The 22319-nt window shown below is 45.6% G+C and carries 19 protein-coding genes and 1 tRNA gene; 14 read left to right on the plus strand and 6 right to left on the minus strand.

Annotation, left to right across the window (positions count from 1 at the left end; translation table 11 throughout):
• Positions 1–76 precede the first annotated feature (76 nt).
• Both AC59GT_RS13645 and AC59GT_RS13650 read left to right on the plus strand, forming a co-directional pair.
• On the plus strand, positions 77–1183 hold the full coding sequence (locus tag AC59GT_RS13645; protein WP_497238147.1) for a polysaccharide pyruvyl transferase family protein: 1107 nt from the start codon (positions 77–79) through the stop codon (positions 1181–1183).
• A complete protein-coding gene (locus AC59GT_RS13650; protein ID WP_497238148.1) occupies positions 1180–2571 on the plus strand; it encodes a Coenzyme F420 hydrogenase/dehydrogenase, beta subunit C-terminal domain in 1392 nt (463 codons plus the stop codon). Before AC59GT_RS13645 ends, AC59GT_RS13650 begins: the two co-directional genes overlap by 4 nt.
• On the opposite strand, the gene AC59GT_RS13655 is transcribed toward AC59GT_RS13650, so the two are convergent.
• The 3 genes from AC59GT_RS13655 to AC59GT_RS13665 are packed head-to-tail and all read right to left on the minus strand — an operon-like array spanning position 2552 to position 5209.
• Positions 2552–3520: a glycosyltransferase family 9 protein gene (locus tag AC59GT_RS13655; RefSeq protein ID WP_497238149.1), complete on the minus strand. Its 969-nt coding sequence runs from the start codon at positions 3518–3520 to the stop codon at positions 2552–2554. The genes AC59GT_RS13650 and AC59GT_RS13655 overlap by 20 nt on opposite strands.
• Before the next feature lie 12 nt (positions 3521–3532).
• Positions 3533–4417, minus strand: a complete 885-nt coding sequence (locus AC59GT_RS13660; protein WP_497238150.1) for a glycosyl hydrolase — start codon at positions 4415–4417, stop codon at positions 3533–3535.
• Between the two features lie 9 nt (positions 4418–4426).
• Positions 4427–5209 (minus strand): TIGR04290 family methyltransferase, encoded by a 783-nt coding sequence (locus tag AC59GT_RS13665; RefSeq protein ID WP_497238151.1) that lies wholly within the window; start codon positions 5207–5209, stop codon positions 4427–4429.
• A gap of 469 nt (positions 5210–5678) precedes the next feature.
• On the opposite strand from AC59GT_RS13665, the gene AC59GT_RS13670 reads away from it, so the two are divergent.
• Genes AC59GT_RS13670 through AC59GT_RS13705 form a run of 8 tightly spaced genes read left to right on the plus strand, consistent with a single transcriptional unit; the run spans position 5679 to position 14470 of the window.
• Positions 5679–6791, plus strand: coding sequence for an NAD-dependent epimerase/dehydratase family protein (locus tag AC59GT_RS13670; protein WP_497238152.1), 1113 nt, complete (start codon positions 5679–5681; stop codon positions 6789–6791).
• Between the two features lie 46 nt (positions 6792–6837).
• The gene (locus AC59GT_RS13675) at positions 6838–7935 is read left to right on the plus strand and encodes a GDP-mannose 4,6-dehydratase (RefSeq protein ID WP_497238153.1); all 1098 of its coding nucleotides are present in this window, start codon (positions 6838–6840) and stop codon (positions 7933–7935) included.
• Positions 7935–8948 carry an MDR/zinc-dependent alcohol dehydrogenase-like family protein gene (locus AC59GT_RS13680; RefSeq protein WP_497238154.1) on the plus strand — a complete coding sequence of 338 codons (1014 nt, stop codon included), beginning with the start codon at positions 7935–7937 and terminating at the stop codon, positions 8946–8948. Before AC59GT_RS13675 ends, AC59GT_RS13680 begins: the two co-directional genes overlap by 1 nt.
• 5 nt (positions 8949–8953) lie before the next feature.
• Entirely contained in the window at positions 8954–9964 is a 1011-nt protein-coding gene (locus AC59GT_RS13685; protein ID WP_497238155.1) for a Gfo/Idh/MocA family protein, read from the plus strand.
• 3 nt (positions 9965–9967) lie between these two features.
• Positions 9968–11083 (plus strand): glycosyltransferase family 4 protein, encoded by a 1116-nt coding sequence (locus AC59GT_RS13690; RefSeq protein WP_497238156.1) that lies wholly within the window; start codon positions 9968–9970, stop codon positions 11081–11083.
• A 49-nt stretch (positions 11084–11132) separates the two neighbouring features.
• The gene (locus AC59GT_RS13695; RefSeq protein WP_497238157.1) at positions 11133–12251 is read left to right on the plus strand and encodes a CgeB family protein; all 1119 of its coding nucleotides are present in this window, start codon (positions 11133–11135) and stop codon (positions 12249–12251) included.
• 18 nt (positions 12252–12269) lie between these two features.
• On the plus strand, positions 12270–13373 hold the full coding sequence (locus AC59GT_RS13700; protein ID WP_497238158.1) for a CgeB family protein: 1104 nt from the start codon (positions 12270–12272) through the stop codon (positions 13371–13373).
• The gene (locus AC59GT_RS13705; RefSeq protein WP_497238159.1) at positions 13370–14470 is read left to right on the plus strand and encodes a CgeB family protein; all 1101 of its coding nucleotides are present in this window, start codon (positions 13370–13372) and stop codon (positions 14468–14470) included. The genes AC59GT_RS13700 and AC59GT_RS13705 overlap by 4 nt, the downstream gene beginning before the upstream one ends.
• A gap of 397 nt (positions 14471–14867) precedes the next feature.
• Here AC59GT_RS13705 and AC59GT_RS13710 read toward each other — a convergent pair whose 3' ends face one another.
• The 3 genes from AC59GT_RS13710 to AC59GT_RS13720 form a co-directional block, all read right to left on the minus strand.
• Positions 14868–15605, minus strand: a complete 738-nt coding sequence (locus tag AC59GT_RS13710; protein WP_497238160.1) for an SDR family oxidoreductase — start codon at positions 15603–15605, stop codon at positions 14868–14870.
• 67 nt (positions 15606–15672) lie between these two features.
• Complete coding sequence (locus AC59GT_RS13715) at positions 15673–16560, minus strand: helix-turn-helix domain-containing protein (RefSeq protein WP_497238161.1); 888 nt, start codon at positions 16558–16560, stop codon at positions 15673–15675.
• 59 nt (positions 16561–16619) lie between these two features.
• A tRNA-Pro gene (locus AC59GT_RS13720) sits at positions 16620–16693 on the minus strand.
• A gap of 247 nt (positions 16694–16940) precedes the next feature.
• On the opposite strand from AC59GT_RS13720, the gene mltG reads away from it, so the two are divergent.
• The 4 genes from mltG (at position 16941) to ybeY (ending at position 22303) form a co-directional block, all read left to right on the plus strand.
• The gene (gene mltG, locus AC59GT_RS13725; protein ID WP_497238162.1) at positions 16941–17978 is read left to right on the plus strand and encodes an endolytic transglycosylase MltG; all 1038 of its coding nucleotides are present in this window, start codon (positions 16941–16943) and stop codon (positions 17976–17978) included.
• Between the two features lie 134 nt (positions 17979–18112).
• A complete protein-coding gene (locus AC59GT_RS13730; protein ID WP_497238163.1) occupies positions 18113–21448 on the plus strand; it encodes a DUF4175 family protein in 3336 nt (1111 codons plus the stop codon).
• Positions 21438–21872 carry an ATP-binding protein gene (locus AC59GT_RS13735; protein ID WP_497238164.1) on the plus strand — a complete coding sequence of 145 codons (435 nt, stop codon included), beginning with the start codon at positions 21438–21440 and terminating at the stop codon, positions 21870–21872. The genes AC59GT_RS13730 and AC59GT_RS13735 overlap by 11 nt, the downstream gene beginning before the upstream one ends.
• Positions 21872–22303: an rRNA maturation RNase YbeY gene (gene ybeY / locus AC59GT_RS13740; RefSeq protein ID WP_497238165.1), complete on the plus strand. Its 432-nt coding sequence runs from the start codon at positions 21872–21874 to the stop codon at positions 22301–22303. The genes AC59GT_RS13735 and ybeY overlap by 1 nt, the downstream gene beginning before the upstream one ends.
• Positions 22304–22319 lie beyond the last annotated feature (16 nt).

Consider the following 22319-nt stretch of genomic DNA (forward strand, 5'->3'; position numbering starts at 1 on the left):
AAAGCTAAACTTAATAGATAAGTATTTGTTTTAACTCCACCAACCGCGTACTTATCGAACATTTAAATTAATTACCTTGAACAACAAACCCGCTAATTCTCTTAAAATAGGTGTGCTCACATTTCACCGGTGTATCAATTACGGCAGCTACTGGCAATCCCGCTGCCTTGCAGAAGGCCTGCAGCAGCGCGGCCATGATGTTGAAATTCTTGATCATCAATCCAGCCGCGTAAACTTTTCTGAATGGAAATGCGGCTTGCAGCCCGTTTTACCAACGCCGGTACCTGCTAGCGACAGGCCTCTTTATCGTGAAAAGATGGAGAAGTTCTTTAAGTTGTTTGATAAAATGCCACTATCAAAACCTTTCCCGCTGGATGATCCATCTAAAATGGAAGAATATGATGTTGTTGTGGTTGGCAGTGATGAGGTTTGGAACCTGTCGCATCCATGGTATAGCTATTGCCCGTTGTTTTACGGCGATGGGTTAAGAGCAAAGCACCTGATATCCTACGCGGCAAGTTTTGGCAATTATTCTTCTTCGTGGGGATTAGACCCCGACTGGGCAAAGAAGCTTTATAATTTTGACAACATTTCTGTTCGGGACGATAACTCAGCTACAATTGTTAAAAATGCGCTTGGTGTAGAGCCTGCTTTTGTGCTGGATCCGTGCCTGCAGTTCCCTATAAAAGCCGATAAGCGGGATTTAAGCAACATCAAACAACCATTTGCAGCTGTATACGGCCATAACTTTTCGGACTTTTTTATACAAGAGATAAAAGCCTGGGCTGAACGTACCGGCACGCCGTTAATCAGCATAGGATATCGTAACGACTGGGCGGACGAACAATGGCTCACTGCCGATCCGCATGATTTCGCGAACTTCATTGCCTTATCACAGTGCGTAATCACCAACTTTTTCCATGGTTGCGTTTTCGCACTTAATAATGCAAAGCCGTTTGTGTGTGAATTATCTACCTACCGTAGCAATAAAGTACAAGGACTGATGAAAACTGTTGGCGGCGAAAAGCACCTTATAGCTGATGGCACCCCTGCAGATGTATACAGCGCACGCCTGTCGGAACCTTTAGACGAGCAGATATTCGAGAATATACGTGAGTTGCAGAAGCAGTCGAATGACTTTCTTGATGAAGCTTTAACACTTAAAACGGCGGAGCTTTCATGAGTGGTCTGGTGAGTCCGAGAGACATCGTAAAATCCGGATTGTGCATCGGCTGCGGGAGTTGCGTAGCGCAAGCATTAACCGATGGTATAAATGCTAGAATGAAGTTTGATTCTCACGGGGAGCTAAAGCCAGAAGGTCCGCAAGAGTGGTTTGAGCGAGCTACAGAGCAATTCACCGCCACCTGCCCGTTTTCACCAATGGCCAAAAATGAAGATGACTTATCCGCGGTTCTTTTCCCTGCTGCACCTAAACACAGCAGCGCAATAGGCCGCACTCAAAGCAACTTTGTAGGCCATGTTGCCGAACAGGATTTCCGCATAAACGGAAGTTCTGGCGGTATGGTAACATGGGTTGCCACAGAACTAATGCGACGTGGGTTAATAGATGGGGTAGCGCATGTTATTGCTACCGAAAACCCGAACGAAGAAGGTCGCTTTTTTAAATATCGTATCTCCCGCACCGAAGAGGAAATCCGACAGGGGGCAAAGTCCCGCTATTATCCGGTTGAGTTGTCGACCGTTGTGGATACAATCAAGAATACACCAGGCCGCTATGCTGTGGTTGCTGTACCCTGTATGATTAAGGCCATTCAGCTTCTCCGCCAGGAAGATAATATTCTACATGATCGTATACGTTTCACCCTTGGGTTATTTTGCGGGCATATGAAAAGCGCACGCTTTGCCGAAAGCTTTGCTTTGCAATTGAACGTACCAATAGAAAGGGTTGAGCAGGTAGAGTACCGGTATAAATATCCGGATCGCCCGGCCAACTGGTACAATGCGATGCTAAAGCTTGACGACGGCCGTATGTTAAACCAAGACTGGTGGCATTTGAAAGATGGCGACTGGGGTGCGGGATTCTTCATGAACTCTGCGTGCAATTTTTGCGATGATGTGGTAGCCGAAACTGCCGATATCTCTTTTGGCGATGCCTGGGTAGAGCCATACTCTTCTGATGGAAAAGGCACAAACGTGGTGGTTGTTCGCTCGCCATTAATTGAGCAAATTGTTTCGGAAGCAATACAAACACAGCAATTACAGCTACAGAAAGTCGATAACGAATTTATAGAGAACACCCAAGCGGCGGGGTTAAGGCAGCGTCGCGAAGGACTTGCATACCGGCTTACCTGGGCAGCAAAAGGAATTCAGCCTGTAAAACGGGTGAAAGCAGATGCTGAAAGGCCGGCACCTGATCGCAAAAGGATTTATCGCGTTCGCTTCAACATCTCTAAATGGAGCCACAAATTCTTTTGGTTAAGTAAAAAGATGGGCGTACCCGCGATTTATTTAGGATGGGCACGTTTAGTGGCTGCCTTTTATCATGGTGTAGCGTATCATCAGGGCAAAAAAGGTGAAATGATGACCCGCTTTAAGCAACTGGGCGAATAGCGGACGCATGCACAAGCTTGCTCAACTCAAATGAAACCCGTTCTACAACGGAACTCCAGTTGCCTTGTTCTTGCTGCCTGAATAAGCGCATTGACGGATACCAGGGGCTGTAATCACCATTGCTCATCCATCGCCAGTCCGGATCAGCGTGCAGCAATGTCCACACGGGTACATTTAACGCGCCGGCCAAATGTGCCGGCATGGAATCGACTGTTATCAACAGATCGAGACCTGAAATAACCCGGGCATAATCATAAAGATTAAAGCTTCCGGGGTGAACTCCTGATGATTTATCCCATCCGGCGTTAACCGCATCATCTTGTAGAATGTAAAAGTTTACATCATGCCTGTCCAGCAGCGGCTTAACGGCAGAGAAAGGCAGGCAACGGCCCGGGTTCCAGTTTCCGGCTCTCCAAACAATGCCTACTGACAGATGGCTGTTATTCGCTAAATTTGTCGGCGACACTTGTAAATATGGGACCTCTGATGGAAGCGTTTCTATAGTCGACCGGAATATGTAAGGCAACTCCATTATCTCAATATCTACATCATAATCAGCACTTGGTGCACCATCATGTAAAGGTATTAACCGATCTATGCCGTTAACACTCTTAAGCAAATCTAACAGCGCCGGTTGCGCCCATACTATAACTTCTTTGGCAATTTGCCTTAACTTAGGTACATACCTTATAAACTGTATCGTATCTCCCAAGCCATGATAGCACCGTACCAGTACGCGCTTTCCGTTCAGCGGGGTACCATCCCAAATATTTTGAAAGTGCCTTGGTAAGCTGTTGTCCCGGTTTACTCCTTCAGCTATAGCTTTGTCGCTAAACTGCCAAGCCCTTTCAAAGTCGCCTCTTAGCATGCACTTCATCCACGTATCAGGAACATCGTCGTAATGTTCCTGATCTGCCACAAGGTTATTTAGGTGTTGGTTATTTGCCATAGCTAGTCACGTTTATGCATATCGCTTCATCATCTCTACGCAAAAGTCTGCGTACTCTTGTATGTTCTGCGGAGCGCTGGTATGATGCGGTCTTATCCCTTTAGATTCCGGGGTAAAGCAAAAAGTCACTGTAAGGTCGAACTCCTCAAGGGCTTTCATCATCTTATCGAACCAGCGGGTAGCATCCGGCCGAAGGTAATCTGCCCAGCTTAACCCGGTACGAAGTCGCTTAACGCCTAGTTTGCGAAGCCACTCCACAGCGGGTTCAAGCCTGTGATCCTCAAAGTGGAACCATTGGCAAATGCCAAACTCTGGTGTATAATCAGAAAAGTGCTTTGCCGCTAACTTAGGCGTACCGTCTTCATGCAGTATGCCCATGTAAAAATGCCTGTAATAAGACGATCCTTCTGCTTCACGATGCCGTGTAGTTGCTTCCCACGATTTTGGCAGATCGTAAAGGCTGTACCAGTGTACGCGATCAACCCTTCCGCTAAGCAACTCTGCGGTGCGTCTAAAACCAAAATCCTGTACTTCTTCAGCTCCAAATGTTGATATACCAACTTCTGTAACCCACACCGGCAGATCTGTAACCGCTTCAATTTCGGCTATTTTATCCGGCCACTCGTTTATACTCCAGTGATTCCAATCCAACGGAAAGCCATGTACTGCTACAGCGTCTAAATCGTCAAGAGTGCCTCGTTCTTTTAACCGTTGTAGAAATGCAGTATCAATCGGCGACATGCCGCCAAGCACCCGCGTAATTCCAGGGTTTTCGGTTTTAACGGCATTAGCTGCCAACTTAACCATGTCAGAAAAAATGTGCCACTCCGGATCGACCTCGAAATCCCAGTGTGATTTATTATTTGGTTCGTTCCAGAATTTTACTGCTTCAATCATATATAGTATCTATAATTTATTTTTAGGGTAAACCGCCCGCGGCTGATTATCAATTAAATTGCCTCTTTTGCATATATACACCTCCAGTTCCGGGTGTTGAACAATCTCGAAACCAGCACTCCTGAGCATAGCCTCCATACCGGAGCGATTAGGTATCCACCAGTTGGTTGGATCCTGAGAATAGCGATGTTCTATAAAGTACATCTGGGGGAAATCCCTGCTTTCAAATATTTGCGTATTCCAGAAGTCATAATCAGCTTCAACCGGCTGAACCTGATCGCTGCCGCGCTGCATGGACTGGAATATTAGCATATCGCCAACCACGTTATCATACAAAAGATCTAGCGCAAGCAGTGGATGCCTGAGGTGATAAAGCACCCCCATGAATATGACTACGTCAAACTTTTCTCCCAGTGAACCCACATCGTAAACAGACATGTTCCTGAACTCGATATCCGCATCCAGTACCTTAGCGGCGTAACGCGCCTGTGCCAGGTAGTGCTCGTCGGAATCTAAACCAAGTACGCGGCTGGCGCCCCTGCGTTTCATCTCTATAGAATAAAATCCGGCGTTACACCCGATATCCAAAACTGATTTACCGGTAAGATCTTGCGGAATAGCATCTGCGAAATTCTTGAATTTTACATTAGGATAGTCCCCAAGGAAATGATCCGGTGCGGTTTTTACCCCTTTAAGATCAATGTTATGAAACCATTTGCCGAGCTTCTTAACATCTTCCTGTATTGTTTCAGTCGTTAGTTCCGACGTTGAAGAGGTTGTAAGGTCATTCATGTAACGGTACGGATAAGTAATTATTAAGTTGATTCTGCAATACGGTGCTTTTTCTATAGAATACAAGCAAAGTAGCTTTGGATAGACAAATTTTCTCCGGGATTGTTTTTTTATCTTATTTTTTATTGATAAATCTTATTAATTAAAAACATTCTTGCTTTATTGCGGTTAGTAAAGTGTTTTATCTGATATTGGAAACTTTATTAATTAATAACAAATAAACCTCTGTTGCAGATTCTGGCCTTAACTTACATAACAGAAGGGTTCTTTAGGCAAGTGAACCGATCGTTTAATGCAGGTTTGTAGCTATTGTTGAACCCTTGATTGTTAAGTCAGCAATATTGGTTAAAGGCGTAACCTGTTGGTGTTCGTCAGATGCTTTTTTGAGGTAAGAAGATGTTGATCTTCTTTGAGCCGTTTGCAGCAGGCTTTGTACCTGATTTTTTTTTTACGCTTATACACACCTTCTATGAAGAACATATTAATTACCGGCGGGGCCGGCTTTATCGGCTCACACCTTTGCGACGAACTGATCAATCACGGCTATTTTGTTCGTGTCTTGGATAGCCTTATATCACAAGTGCACGGCGCAAATGCGGAGCGTCCGGAATACCTTAACCCACAAGTTGAATTGTATGTTGCAGATGTAAGAGATAAACAAGCCGTTTTGGACGCACTGGAAGGGATTGACGCTGTTTACCATTTTGCAGCGCGTGTAGGTGTTGGCCAGAGCATGTACGAGGTAAATGAATACACCGACGTAAATAACCGTGGCACTGCCGTTTTACTAGAGGCACTTATTCAAAAGCCTGTGAAACGCCTGATTGTTGCTTCAAGCATGAGCATCTACGGCGAGGGTTTATATACTACTCAGTCAGGCAACGTCATAGAAGATGCAGCCCGACCGATAAGCCAGTTAAAGAACAGTTCATGGGAACTTACCTCTAACGGTGAGACGTTAACTCCAATAGCTACTCCGGAAACAAAAAAGCCTAACCTGGCATCAGTTTACGCTTTGTCCAAATATGACCAGGAAGTAATGAGCCTTATTTTTGGTAAAGCTTATAACATTCCTACAGTTGCCTTGCGGTTTTTCAATGTTTATGGAACCCGGCAGGCATTATCAAATCCATACACCGGTGTACTGGCAATATTTGCTTCAAGGTTCTTGAATAACAAAGCGCCTATCATCTTTGAAGACGGCGAACAAAAAAGGGATTTCGTGAGCGTTAAAGATCTTGTTGTTGCCTGCCGTTTGGCGCTTGAAGTAGAAGAAGCGGCTTACGAAGTATTTAACATTGGCAGTGGCAACAGCTACACCGTAAGAGAAATAGCACAAAAGCTTAGCAATACCATGGGCTTGCAACACATTCAGCCGGTTGCTACGGGCGAATACCGCGTGGGAGATATAAGGCATTGTTTCGGCGATATCAGTAAAGCGAAGCAGGTATTAGGATTTGAACCACAGGTTAAGCTTGAAGACGGACTTGACGAGCTAGCTGCATGGCTGGAGGGACAAGTTGCTGTTGACAGTGTTGAAGAAGCGAAAGCAGAGCTTTCAGCACGCGGACTTACCGTGTAAACAGCAAACTATAATTGTAAGATACTAAACTTCAAATAATATCACATTGAAAGAACCAAAGCTTAAAGTACTGAACGATGCCAATCAGCATACTACTTTAATCACCGGAGGTGCTGGTTTCATTGGCACTAACCTGGCTGATGCGCTTTTATCAGAAGGCAAATCGGTTATTATATACGATAACCTGTCCAGAAATGGGGTTGAGAAAAACCTGCAATGGCTGCGGGACAAGTATAGCTCTAACCTCAAAATTGAAATTGCAGATGTAAGGAATGAGAATGCGCTGAAAGAGGCTGTAAATGCTGCTGACGCTGTTTATCATTTTGCCGCGCAGGTAGCGGTGACAACCAGCTGCATTGACCCCATCCTGGATTTTGAGGTAAATGCGCGTGGCACATTAAACTTATTAGAAGCTATCAGGCTTTCTGAGAAGCAGCCTCCTTTGGTATTTACTTCCACCAACAAAGTATATGGCGATCTGGATGATCTGAAGGTTGTTTTAAAAGGCAACCGGTACGAACCTGAAAATTCAGCTGTTGCTGCTGATGGTGTATCTGAAAACCGTCCGGTGGAATTTCACAGTCCATATGGCTGTTCTAAAGGAGCTGCAGATGCCTACATACTAGATTATGCCCGCACCTTTGGTTTAAAAGCAGTAATCTTCAGGATGAGCTGTATATATGGTCCTCACCAGTTCGGCACAGAAGATCAGGGATGGGTTGCCCACTTCCTAATTAGTGCGCTGGAAGGCAAACCGCTCACTATATATGGAGACGGCAAACAGGTAAGGGACATTTTGTATGTAGCCGATCTGATTAAGGCTATGAAAGTAGCACAGGAGAACATGGGCGAGCTGTCCGGCAAGGCGTTTAACATTGGCGGCGGTGTCGATAATACCATTAGCTTGCTTGAACTTACCGATATGATAGAAGAATTGCACGGCGATACGGTTGATGTGGACTTTGGAGATTGGCGCCCGGGCGACCAGCGCTATTATGTTTCTGATATAAGGAAGTTTAAAGAAGAAGGCAGATGGACACCTGCAGTAACAGCTTACCAGGGAATAGAAAATTTATATAACTGGCTTTCTGAAACCAGGAGCACATACAAAGCACAAAAAGTATACTCGGGGCAAACACGTTAATGGAAACAGCAACGCAAACAGAACAAACAACAGATACAACGGCGCCGTTAATGACGGCCTTGGAGATTACTAGTCCGAAACAAATTACTGTTAAGCATATACCCCTACCAGAACCAGCCGATGATGAGGTAAGGATTAAAATAGAAGGATGCGGATTATGTGCGTCAAACCTTCCGGTGTGGGAAGGCCGCGAGTGGTTTACCTACCCCATACAGGCAGGAAACCCGGGTCATGAAGGCTGGGGTGTAGTTGATGCAGTAGGTAAGAATGTTACCGATTATAAACCGGGCGAGCGCGTTGCCGCAATAACCTTTAATGCCTTTGCCGAATACGATGTTACAAAGGCAAGCAATCTGATTCGTTTACCAGCAGAGTTAAATGATGTGCCTTTCCCGGCCGAGCCGCTAGGCTGTGCCATGAACATATTTGACCGGAGTGATATCCGCGCCGGGCAAACCGTTGCAATAATCGGCGTAGGATTTTTGGGTGCACTACTGGTACAGCTGGCTCACAGCGCCGGTGCAGAAGTTATCGCCTTAGCCAGAAAAGACTCGGCGCTGAATTTAGCCAAAGAATTGGGGGCTGATGAAGTAATTAAGCTTGATGATCATTGGCAGATCATAGAAAAAGTAAAAGAACTTACCAACGGGAACTTTTGCGAACGGGTGATTGAAGCCACCGGCAAACAATGGCCACTTGATCTTGCTGCTGAGTTAACCGCTATACGCGGGAAGTTGATTATTGCAGGCTATCACCAGGATGGCATGCGCCAGGTGAATATGCAGCTGTGGAACTGGCGCGGAATTGATGTAGTAAATGCCCATGAGCGCGATCCGGAGGAATACTTAAAAGGAATGCGCAACGCTGTGCAAGCCGTTAAAGATGGCGTTATTACCCCTCAACGGTTGCTCACGCATGTTTTCAGTGCAACCGATCTTCAAAAAGCGTTTGAAACACATCATCAAAATCCCGAAGGCTTTGTAAAAGCACTCATCACATTTAATAACCAGTAATAGTTATGGATACTGTATTAACAGGTAACAAACCGCGGGTAGGCTTTGTAGGTGTAGGCTGGATAGGCAAGAACCGCCTTGAAGCTGTCGCTAAAGAAAATACAGCTGAAATAGCTGCCATATCTGACCCAAACCCGGCCTTTGTGGAAGGCGCACTCAGTGTTATGCCTAACGCTGATGTGATCGGCAGTCTTAATGAAATGGTATCTGCTGATCTTGAGGGCATTGTAATAGCTACTCCAAGCGCTCTGCATGCTGCTCAATCTATAGAAGCGCTCAATAAAGGCAAAGCGGTGTTCTGCCAAAAACCACTTGGCCGCACAGCACAAGAAGTTAACGATGTGGTACAAACTGCGCAAAAGCAGGATGTACTGCTTGGTGTAGACTTTTCATATCGCTTCACCAATGGCATTAAAGCATTAAAAGAAGTGCTCGACTCTGGTGAGCTCGGGACCATTTATGGCGCAAACCTTGTATTTCATAACGCTTACGGCCCTGATAAGCCCTGGTATTTTAACCCAAAGTTAGCTGGTGGTGGCTGCGTAATGGATTTGGGTATCCACCTGGTTGATCTGCTTGTTTGGCTTCTGGACAACCCCGAAGTGAACGAGGTAAGCAGTCAGCTATTCTCAAAGGGTAAATTACTTCAGGATATCAATGAGCAGGTGGAAGATTACGCTGTAGCCCAGCTCTTAATAAACAGCAGTATTGCAGTGCAAATGGCTTGTTCATGGAATTTACCAGCTGGTGTAGATGCTGTTATAGAAGTGAGCTTTTATGGCACAAACGGAGGCGTTGCTTTTAAAAATATAAACGGCTCATTTTACGATTTTACCACTGAACGCTTTTACGGCACATCAAGGCAAACTATTAGCACACCAGGTGATTCATGGGGCGGCAAAGCGGCCGTAAACTGGGTAGAAGAATTAAGCCGAAATGGTAACAAGTTTAATTCCAACGCTTTTCAGTACGTAAAGTCTGCGGAGATACTAGACAGAATTTACAAGAGGGGTTGATTAATGCTTACAAAGGAAAAGCCCATAAGACGAGTACTAATGACCGCCGACGTAGTTGGCGGTGTTTGGACTTATGCGCTTGACCTTTGCTCGGCTTTAGATAAATCAGGAATTACTGTTTGTCTTGCCTTAATGGGTGCCCATGCATCTAAAAAGCAACTGGAAGAAGCTGCCAAACTCCCCAACCTTGTTATCCATCAAAGCAATTATAAACTTGAGTGGATGCATGAGCCCTGGGCGGATGTGGAACTAGCGGCCGGGTGGTTGTTGAAGCTTGAATCTACATTTAAGCCCGATATTATTCACCTTAATGGCTATGTGCATGCCTCAATTGCTTGGTCGGCACCTGTGGTTGTAGTTGCTCACTCCTGCGTTTTGTCATGGTGGCAGGCCGTTAAGCACGAACCAGCCCCCGATGAATGGACTGCTTATAAAAATGCGGTGCAACAGGGGCTGCGTGCTGCCAATGCTGTGGTTGCCATCTCTCAATCCTATTCAAACGAAATTCAAAGGATATACGGACCACTCAATAATCTTAGGGTTATTTACAACGGCCGCGATTCACACTTGCTTCGAAGTGCCGAAAAGAAAATGAAGGCATTTGCCATGGGAAGGATTTGGGATGAAGCTAAAAATCTGCCTATGCTGGCCAATATAGCTAACCGTCACAATATTTCAATTGTTATTGCGGGGAATAACAATCATCCAGACACAGGTAAAAGCATCAGTATACCTAATGTCATACTAGCAGGGGTATTAAGCCCTGCTGAAGTTAGTGAGCACCTTGCAGAAAGCTACATCTACATTATGCCAGCCAAATACGAACCGTTCGGGCTTTCGGTGCTTGAGGCTGCTCTATCCGGCTGCTTGCTTTTACTCGCTGATATACCTACGTTTAGAGAGTTGTGGAGTGATGCGGCACTATTCTTCAATCCTGATGATCCCTCAGAATTAGATCAACTGCTTGACTATGCTATTTTACATCCCGTTGAGTGCGGACAAATGATAGAAAGATCATCGAAACGTGCAAAAAAGCTATCACTTGAAAATATGGCTAATAGCTATGTCTCGCTGTATAAGTCGCTTATTCGCGAGGAGCAGTTTGCTATATCCAGTTAACATTTTTTAGATCCGGTGGTAGCCTTGTCACCTATATAGAAGAACCAACATGAAAATATCTCTTTTTTACCACTCCCTCCTTTCAGACTGGAATCATGGAAATGCACACTTTCTGCGCGGGGTTGTTGCCGAACTGTTGAGCCGCGGACACGATGTGAAAGTGTACGAGCCTGAAAATAACTGGAGCTTAGCTAACTTGATTGCGGGACATGGCGATTCATTCCTTCAAGAGTTCCGGGTTTCGTACCCTCAACTAAAGTCTTCCTTCTATGATATTAATACAATTGACCTTCATGATGTTCTTAAAGATCGGGACCTGGTTATTGTACATGAATGGAATGAGCATAGCCTGGTGAAGAAAATAGGAGAATACCGTAATACTTTAGGTGGTTTTCAACTGATCTTTCACGACACCCATCATCGTGCAGTTACCGAAAGGGAAAGTATGATGAAGTACGATCTGCAGTATTATGATGGCGTTTTAGCGTTTGGAAATGTGATTCGCGACATCTATCTGAAGGAGGGCTGGACAAAGAACGCCTGGACTTGGCACGAAGCAGCTGACACCCGCATTTTCCACCCCATGCCACCTGCTGAAAAAGAAGGAGACCTGGTGTGGATAGGTAACTGGGGCGACGATGAGCGCACACGTGAACTGCACACCTTTTTGATAGAACCGGTTAAGGAGCTTGGATTAAAAGCTAAGATTTACGGTGTGCGCTATCCCGATCATGCACTAAAGGCACTTGAAGATGCAGGAATTGAATATGGTAACTGGCTCCCAAACTATAAAGCGCCAGAAGTTTTTGCTAAGTATAAGGTAACTGTTCATGTACCACGCCGGCCGTATGTAGAATCGTTGCCAGGCATACCTACTATACGCCCGTTTGAAGCAATGGCGTGTGGAATACCGCTGGTTTCTTCTCAGTGGGATGACGCAGAGAACCTGTTCACGCCGGGCAAAGACTTCCTGGTGGCAGATAGCAAAGAAAGCATGAAACAGCATCTCTCGACTATTATAAATGACCGATCTGCTGCGGAAGCTCTCGCCAAAAACGGGCTGAAAACAATTTTAAGCAGGCACACCTGCGCGCACCGTGTTGATGAGCTTGAACAGATAATACAATCACTCAGATCTACCTTCTCTGCAACTACATCAGCAGAGTAACAGCATACAACTACACCTATGGAAAAGAAATTGAAAATAGCCTTTTTTGGTTCCAGCCTTGTATCCGCCTATTGGAACGGGGCAGCAACCTATTACAGAGGCATAATTAAAGAAATAAGCAGACTGGGGCACAACGTTACTTTTTACGAGCCAGACGCATACGAGCGTCAACAGCACCGGGACATTCCTGATCCTGAATGGGCCACTGTTGTAGTTTACGAGAATAATGAGGAAAGTGCTTTTTGGGCGTTATCTCAAGCGGAGTCCGCAGATGTAGTGATCAAAGCAAGCGGAGTGGGCGTATTTGACGAGTTGCTGGAAGAGCAGGTGCTTAAAAGAAGAAAAGAAAACCAGCTTGTAATATTCTGGGATGTGGATGCCCCGGCTACTTTAGAGCGCATGGATCAAAACCCCGATGACGCATTTTGGCCGCTGGTTCCGCAATACGATATGATCTTAACCTACGGCGGCGGAGATCCGGTGGTTAACGCCTATACAGCTAAGGGCGCTAAACTTTGTGTACCAATATACAATGCCCTTGACCCTGAAACGCACTTCCAGGTAGCCTCGGATGAACGGTTTAGTTGCGACTTGGCCTTTTTAGGCAATCGCTTGCCGGACAGAGAGGCCCGGATAGAAGAGTTTTTCTTAAGGGCTGCGGAAATATCTCCAGAGCAAAGTTTTAAGATCGGCGGAAGCGGGTGGGGAGATAAGCACATGCCGGCTAACGTAGAGTACATCGGCCATGTTTATACCAATGACCACAATGCTTTTAACTGTACGCCCAAAGCAGTACTGAACATTAGCCGCGACAGCATGGCTAAAATGGGCTTTTCACCAGCTACAAGGGTATTTGAGGCTGCTGGTGCAGGTGCCTGCATCATCACCGACTATTGGCTGGGCATCGATTTCTTTTTTGAGCCCGGTAAAGAAATCTTAGTAGCAAAAAGCGGTGATGAGGTTGCAGACATATTGAATAATCTTCCCAAAGAGCAGGCAAATGCTATTGGGCAAGCTGCCAAAAAGCGTGTACTGGCGCTACACACCTATGCCAACAGGGCAAAAGAGGTGCAGAAGCTATTTACTGCATATTTTCAGGAGATAAATGCCGGGCAGATATGAGCAGCAGTTCTTTAAACATAACCATTCTGGGGCTGTCTATAACATCGTCTTGGGGAAATGGGCATGCCACCACGTTTAGGGCGTTAGTAAAGGAACTGAATGCTGCCGGACACAATGTAACCTTTCTGGAGCGGGACGTGCCTTGGTACGCGTCTAATCGCGATCTGGCAAACCCGGACTTCTGTAAAGTCATTCTTTATAAAGATATTACCGAACTTAAAGAACAACAAGCAGATGTTGTACAATCTGCTGATCTAGTCATCGTGGGTTCATACGTTCCTGAAGGTGTAGAAGTCGGTAAATGGGCTTGTAACGTAGCTAATGGCATTACAGCCTTCTATGATATTGATACCCCGGTAACTCTGGCCAAACTCGACAGAAATGATTACGAGTACTTAAGTCCTGAAGTAATCCCGATGTATGACCTTTACCTGTCGTTCACCGGAGGACCAACCCTTACCTTGCTGGAACAAAAATACGGTTCTCCGTGCGCCAGGGCACTTTATTGCTCTGTTGATCCATCTTTATATTACCCCAAGAACGTCGATATTCAATATGACCTTGGCTACCTTGGTACCTATAGCGACGACCGCCAACCACCCCTTGAACGCCTTCTTTTTGATGCTGCAAAAGGCTGGCCTAATGGCCGCTTTGTAGTGGCAGGACCGCAGTACCCGCAGTCAGTAAACTGGCCGGAAAACGTAGGTTACGTCAATCACCTGCCTCCGGCGGAACACCGCGATTTCTATAACGCTCAGCGCTTTACGCTTAACATTACCAGGGCAGATATGATCAAGGCCGGCTACTCCCCCAGTGTTAGGCTATTTGAGGCTGCCGCCTGTGGTGTACCTATTATAAGTGACTATTGGGATGGACTGGACAGCATTTTTGAACTTGGGACAGAGATACTTGTCTCCTACTCTGGAGAAGAAACACTGGCCTTTTTGAGGGACACCCCGGAAGACGAACGCCGCGCTGTTGGCGAGCGGGCCAGGCAAAAGATCCTATCTAAACACACCGCCCGCCACCGGGCAGAAGAACTCGTGGGGTACTATTTTGAGGTGAAAAAAAATGCTGAAATCCGGCATACTGACTAGTGCCCTTTAAATCGCCTTTCTAAAAAGAAAACCTGCATTTCCAGCGTAAAAACAACATGTTTTACCAGGAAAATGCAGGTTTTATGAACCAAAATCTTCAAAAACCACACTTTTTTAAGAGTGTGTGAATAATTATCTAGCTACACCTTCAACAATGGGATAAATAGTATTTGCTTAGCCGGTTATAAGATAAGCGGCAGTAAAATTAAGGTGCATGTTCCGGATTTCGATCGCGATCTCCAGCTCACCATTAATAACGCCTGTGGCGTGTTGCTACAATATAGCTTATTTTTTTCACAATTCCAAATCCGCGTTGGCGCTATGGGCGAGAGTTCTCGTTTCTTATCAAAAAAGAAGGCCGCCCATTGGGGCAGCCTCCGGTATAAAAAATACTTTCTTACCAGGGGCTAATGCCTGTTTCCGGAGCGTTATCATCGCTATAAAACTGGCCGGTTGGCCCGTCCTGTGGCAACGTGGCTGCTTTTACAACACGCGCGGCGGCGTCAGGCACGGTACCGGGGCCGCTGTGGTGGTTAAAGTCGGTAGCGGTGTAGCCCGGGTCAACAGCGTTTACTTTAAAAGCGGTGTCGCGCAGTTCATGAGCAAGCACAATGGTAAAGGCATTAAGTGCCGCTTTAGATGCTACATAAGCCGTTGGCTTTACCATAAAGTACTTCCACGTTGGGGTGGTTTGCATGGTAAGTGAGCCAAGGCCTGATGTTACGTTTACTATCCGGGGCTCCGCCGCTGGTTTCATCAGGTCCAAAAACGCCTGGGTTACGGCTATGGCGCCAAAAAAATTGGTTTCAAATACATCTTTATATATGCTGATGTCTGTCTCTAACGATGGCTGTGGCAATCCGCCGCTTATGCCTGCATTGTTTATCAGTACATCCAGCACCTGGGTTTTCTGTCCAAGCGCCACGCGTGCCGCTTTTATAGACTCTTGGTTGTCTACATCTATCTCGATAGGTTCTACCTGATCCAGGCCATCGGCTTTCAAACTGTCGACTGCGTCTGCACCTTTCTGAAGGTCGCGGCTGCCTAAGTACACGTAGTAGCCTTGTTGTAGTAATTGCTTAGCGGCTTCAAAGCCTATGCTTTTGTTTGCTCCTGTTATTAATGCTGTTTTCATGATGTTTTTGTTTAACAGTACAAATGTACTGCACGGGTGTTACCTGCATGTAACACATTCAACGGCATTAATGGTACATTTTGCGGATACTGGAGCGATACTCGGCCGGGGTAACGCCGGTCTCCCGTTTAAAGAACCGGCTGAAGTAAGAAGCGTCTGCAAAACCCAGATCAAAGGAGATCTCTTTTAACGAATTACCGGTGTGGAAAAGCAGTCTTCGCGCCTCCATTACCAGGCGGTCGTGAATGTGCTTAATAGCGGGTTTGCCACTTTGCATTTTAACAACTTCGCTTAAGTGCCCGGCAGAAATATTAAGCATAGATGCATAGTCGCTCACCTCGTGCGACTGCCTGAAATTTTCGTCAATTTTTGCCTGGTACCGCTTCAGCAGCAGTTTATCTTCTGTCGCATCCTCTTTAAACTGTTCGGCATACAGCCGGCTCAGGTAAGTAAGTAATACGGTTACATGGGCAGCCAGCATCCGTTGCTGCCACTCGCCCGGGTGCCGGTATTCTGTATTAATTTTAGCCAGCATCTCTTCCACAAAATCTACATCAGCACTGTTCAACAGCAGCTCGTGGCCGTTGCGAGGGTTTTGAATAAGCGGGAGCTTACTTAGCGCGGCATTCTCCTGCATAGACAGGAACGCGTCGGTAAACGCAATTCCGGTGCTCCACAGGTGTTTAAATTCCTCTTTTACAATAACATTGTTTGGACCCGAAAAGTAGAAGCCGTTTTCCCGTAGCGTATACGGAACCATGTCTATCCATTGGCGGGTTTCTGCCTTCCTGATAAACACAAACAAGTAATGGTCTTTACGGTGAGGTATAAGCAGCTCTGACTGATTGGGCAATGTGCCGTTGAAATTGTATACCCTGAAGTGTTTATGGGCGGCTATATTGTCCGGCTCTAGATAATAAACAGGAAGTTGTTGCTCTCGGCTAAGTACATACATCAGTTAAAGATACGGCTTTACAGAACAAAGGCTGCTCTTGCGTGCAGCCTTTATTTTAGTCGGGATGGCAGGATTTGAACCTACGACCTCCAGCACCCCATGCTGGCGCGATACCGGGCTACGCTACATCCCGAAATGATTAGCAGTACACGAATGTGCTGCAAATATATAAAGTTGCTTTTTAAGTCAAAATTTTCGATTTTATATCAATAGAAAGGCAACATCGGTTAACAGGTACTGGTTATAAGATTGAATCAGCTCTTGAGTTTACCCAAGAATTTAAAGATTAGCTATGTAGATGACGTCTCCTAAATAGACAGTTAATCTTTATATTGCCGACTAAATTAATTTGATATCTATATAACCGGGAACTTAGTAAAATGAAGGGTTTAAAGTTTCTTATTGTTGCAGTTATCCTTGCCGTAATTGCCTTTTCGTATTGGGTGTATAGCTCTTTGCACACTCCTTATGCACATGATAAGGTCAACCAGTACATACAAATACAACATGGCTCATCTCCGGGCCAAATACTCGCTAAGCTTGCTGCAGAAGGGATCATTTCTTCGCAGACTCCGTTGAAAATATACATGAAAGTTACCGGTACCGGCAATGAGATGCAGGCCGGTGAATACCAGTTCGATTCCCCTATTACGCCGCTTGAGGTATTGGAAAAATTGAGAAAAGGAAAACTGAGGACGGTTAAGCTGATCATCCCGGAGGGCTTCACCCGCTTTGATATCGCAAAAAGGATTGTCGGTGAATTCCCTCAAAATAAACCCGCTGGTGAGGATTCTGTGTTGGAGCTGATGAATGATAATTCCCTCATTAAAGACATCGCCCCGGAAGCTAAAAGTCTTGAAGGCTATATGTACCCGAATACTTATGATTTTCCGCGCGCCGTTAACACCGAAGCTATTTTAAAGAAAATGGTTGAGGAGTTTAGAAACGTTTGGAAGCCGGAATACGCAGGCAGGGCTGCCAAATTGAAGCTTACACCTCACCAGGTTATTACCATTGCTTCTCTTATTGAAACAGAATCACGTTTGGATGAGGAGCGGCCCGATGTTGCCTCCGTAATTTATAACCGGCTCAAAAAAGGCATGCCGCTTGGGATAGATCAAACCGCTGTTTACATTGCCAAGATGGAACACCGTTGGGATGGGGTTATAAATAGAAGCGACCTGGAGTCGGCATCGCCCTATAACACCCGGAAAGTTGTTGGCCTTCCTCCTGGCCCCATTTCTTCCGTTTCCGAAAGCTCCATTAAAGCCGCGCTTTACCCTGCCACCACAAACTATATCTACTACGTTTTAAACGTAGAAAAGAACGACAAGTCGCATAACTTTTACTCAACAGCCGCAGATTTTGAACGCGGAAAAGCCGCGTACCAGGCGTGGTTGGCAAAAGAACGTAAATAGAAGATTTACAGCTTAAATACGTTTACAGGGATACCTTTTGGTTAAGCAGATGTAATTCGCACAAATAAACTGCGTTACATATTATTTAATCCGTTATTTTCGTTTATCCGGTATACCGGTAACTAAGCCTGTTTATGACCCCCGCTGATAATTACGAGCTGCTGATCGATAAGATCAACACTTTTATTCGTAAGTACCACTATAACAATCTGCTCCGCGGGTTGCTATTTTTGGCTGCGGGTTTATTTTCGGCTTATGTTGTTATCACTTTAAGTGAGTATTTTGGTAATTTTAATACCACCTTCCGTACTGTTCTCTTTTACTTTTTCATATTGCTTAATGTTGCATTGCTTGCCTGGCTGGTTGTGCCGCCCCTTCTGGCACGGCTGCAACTTGGAAAAACGCTCTCGCATGACCAGGCCGCCGAAATAATTGGCAAACACTTTAGCGATGTGAACGACCGCCTGCTTAACACCCTTCAGCTAAAAAAGCAAGCACAGAATAATCCGCAGCACCGAGAACTGTTAGAAGCCAGCATTAATCAACGGATAGAGACATTAAAACCGGTAAGCTTCCCATCGGCGGTAAACCTTCGGGAGAATAACAAGTACCTTAAATATGTTATCCCCCCTGCCGCCGTTATCTGCGTTATCGCGTTTGCGGCACCGTCTGTTCTTACAGAAAGCACCAAAAGGCTTATCCACCATAACCAGTATTTTGCACCTGTAGCACCTTTTCAGTTTGTAGTGATAAATAAATCTCTCTCCGCAGTGCAGGGCGAAGATGTAAAGCTGGAACTGAAACTAACCGGCGACAAGCTGCCTGCCGACGTTTATGTAGAAACAGCAAACACCACCTTTAAGCTGGATAAAGAAAATATCACCAGATTCCACTACACGTTCAGCAACTTACAGCAAAGCACAACATTCAGGCTTACAGGCAACGGTTTTACATCTGCACCGTATCAGATAAAAGTGAACCCCAAACCCGTGCTGTTAAATTTTGATGCAAAGCTTACCTACCCTGCCTACCTGCACAAGGCGGCCGAAACTATTGCCAATGCCGGCGATCTTACCCTTCCGGCAGGAACCGTTGTAAACTGGCAGTTCCACACACAAAATGCCTCGGCACTTAAGTTTACCCTTGGTGGCACAGAGCGGCCCGTGCGGGCTTCAGAAGATAATTTGTTTGAATACCGCGACAGGATATTAAAAGCTACAAGTTATACAGTGAGTCCGCTTAACAACAGCGTTAACCATGCCGATTCTGCCGCGTACCGCATCAATGTGGTAGCGGATGAGGCGCCATCCATAGAGGTACAGGAACGGCCGGACAGCATCAGCCTGAAAGCGTTTTACTTTAACGGTAAGGTGCAGGACGACCATGGGTTTTCATCATTAACCTTCCATTATAAAATTGGCGCAAAAGGCAGCGAACGCTCTTTAACTAAATCCGTTAAGGCCGATCTATCCGGCAGCCAGGGCAGCTTCTTCTATTTCTGGAACTTGAAAGAAGCGGGTATCTCTGCCGGGGATAATGTAACTTACTACTTTGAGGTGGCAGATAACGATGGCGTGAGCGGCCCTAAAACTACCCGTTCACCAGAGCGTACCCTAACGGTACCCGATGCAGCAGCACTGGCCGAACAGTTGAATGCAGGCACACAGGCAGTTCAGCAAAAAATGCAATCTGCGGCGAAGCTTGCGGGGCAGGTAGAAAAAGATGCGCAAAAGCTTAACCAGGCATTACTCGACAAGAACAACCTTTCATTCGACGAGAAGAAACAAATAGAGGAACTACTGCAAAAACGCAAGGACCTTGACGGGTTGATTAAAGATGTTCAGAAAGAGAATAAAAAGAACTTGTACAACCGGCAGGAAAATCAGCAGCAGAACGAAAGCCTTACCGAAAAACAGAAACAAATAGAAGCCTTGCTGAACAGCATGCTGGATGAGAAAACTAAGCAGATGCTAGACAAGTTACAGCAAATGCTTGAACAGGAACAAAAGGATCAAACGCGTGACGAGCTTTCAAAAATGCAGACAGAGAACCGGTCGATGAAGAAAGAGCTGGACCGCATGCTGGAGCTATATAAAAAGCTGGACTTTGAACAAAAACTTAACCAGAGCATCAACCAGTTGAACAAGCTGGCAGAGGAGCAGCAGCAGCTTAGCCAACAAACTAAGCAGAACAATGATGCCAATAACCAGCAGTTGCAGCAACAACAGCAAAAGCTAAACAGCGACTTTCAGGAGATTAAGAAGCAGATGGACGACCTGCAAAAGCTTAACGAACAAAACGGCAATAAAGAGCAGTTTCAGAACCCTGAGAAAGATAAGCAGGCCATAGACCAGCAGATGGACGAGAGCAGCCAAAGTTTAAAAAAGAACAACAAGCAGCAGGCATCACAGTCGCAGCAATCTGCCGCTAAACAAATGAAAGAGCTGGCTGCAAAAATGGAACAGCAGGAACAGGAAGGCGAAAGCAGCCAAAATGCCGTTGATGCACGCCAGCTGCGCGAGTTGTTAAAATCATTAGTAAATAGTTCCTTTGGGCAGGAAAAGCTGATGCAGCAACTGCGTTCCATCGGGCCGATGGATCCCAGCTATACCCGCCTGGCACAAACACAAAAAGACATTAAGGATAACCTTAAAACTGCCGAAGACAGCTTATATTCGTTAAGCAAACGGATACCGCAGATACAGTCTACTGTTAATAAAGAGATTACAACAATCAACACCAAGATAGACCAGGCGCTGGAAAATCTTGGCGAGCGGCGCACTGCCGAAGCAACACGCAACGAGCAGTTTGCTATGACATCTATGAACAACCTGGCCCTCATGCTCAGCGAAGCTTTGGACCAATTGCAAAAGATGATGAACAAGAATAAAGGTGGCAAGGGCAAAAACGGCAAGCCATCTATGAGCCAGCTAAGCAAAATGCAGCAGCAGCTTAACCAAAACATGCAAAAAGCACGCGACCAAATGCAGCAGCAGGGGCAACAAAAAGGTAAAAGTCCGGGCAGTAATGGCAGTGAAGGGATGAGTGAACAGCTGGCTAAACTTGCGCGACAACAGCAAATGGTACGGCAAGCCATGCAGCAGCTTAACCGCGAACAGAACAAAGACGGAACAAACGGGGCGGGTAATTTGGACAAAATTTCAAAAGAAATGGAACAAACCGAAAACGATCTCGTAAACAGACGGATTACAGAAGAAACGCTTAAACGGCAGCAGCAAATACAAACCCGCTTACTGGAAGCTGAAAAGGCCGAACAGCAGCGGGAACAGGACCAAAAGCGCGAAAGTCGCGCAGCAACGGGTATGCCGCCAGGGTACATTAAGGCTTTGCAGGAGTATGAGCAGGTGAAGGCAAAGCAAACCGAACAGATAAGAACTGTTCCGTCGGCACTGAATTTGTACTACAGGCAAAAAATTAAACTATACTTTGATCAACTTAATGGAAAATAACATGGAACAGGCAGATGTTCGGACAGGCCAATTATATACATTACAACTTCCCTCAAAGTACGAAAGCATAACACAGCTGGAGGCTTTGATAGAAGAGATTGCCGATAAATACCAGGTTAGTGAAGATACATTTGCCAATATGATGACCTGCCTTAACGAAGCAGCCATAAACGCGATAGTACATGGCAATAAACTGGATGAAAGAAAAACGGTTATTGTTAACGCAGATGTTGATGCTAAACGCATCATCTGGACCATCACAGATGAAGGCCCAGGGTTTGACTACAACCACCTCCCCGATCCAACTGCACCTGACCGGCTGGAAGAACTTACTGGCCGCGGCGTATTTATTTTAAAACACCTTGCCGATCAGTGTATTTTCAATGCAAAGGGCAACGAGGTGGAACTTCACTTTAAGATATAATGCCGGCAATTAATTTTTTTGCAGAGGATGTCTCTTATAAGGTAAAAGATAAAATCGCTATCCGTAAATGGATAAAAGAAACCGTTGTTGCCGAAGGATTTAAGCTGGATGAGCTGAATTATATCCTTTGTTCAGACGCTTACCTGTTACAGATTAACCAGCAGTATCTAGATCACGATACCTACACAGACATTATCACATTTGATAATTCGGAAGAAGAGGGTGTTATTACAGGAGATATTTTCATCTCGGTGGAACGCATACAAGAGAACGCTGCAAAGTTTGAAGTTCCGGAAGCGCATGAACTACACCGCGTAATGATACACGGGGCGTTGCACTTGCTGGGTTACAAAGACAAATCTACCACGGACAAGAAAAAAATGACATTAAAAGAAGACCAATATTTGGCGCTAAGAAACTTTAATGTCTAATTTTACGTTCGTAAAC

Source organism: Mucilaginibacter sp. 320_HR, from assembly GCF_059691875.1.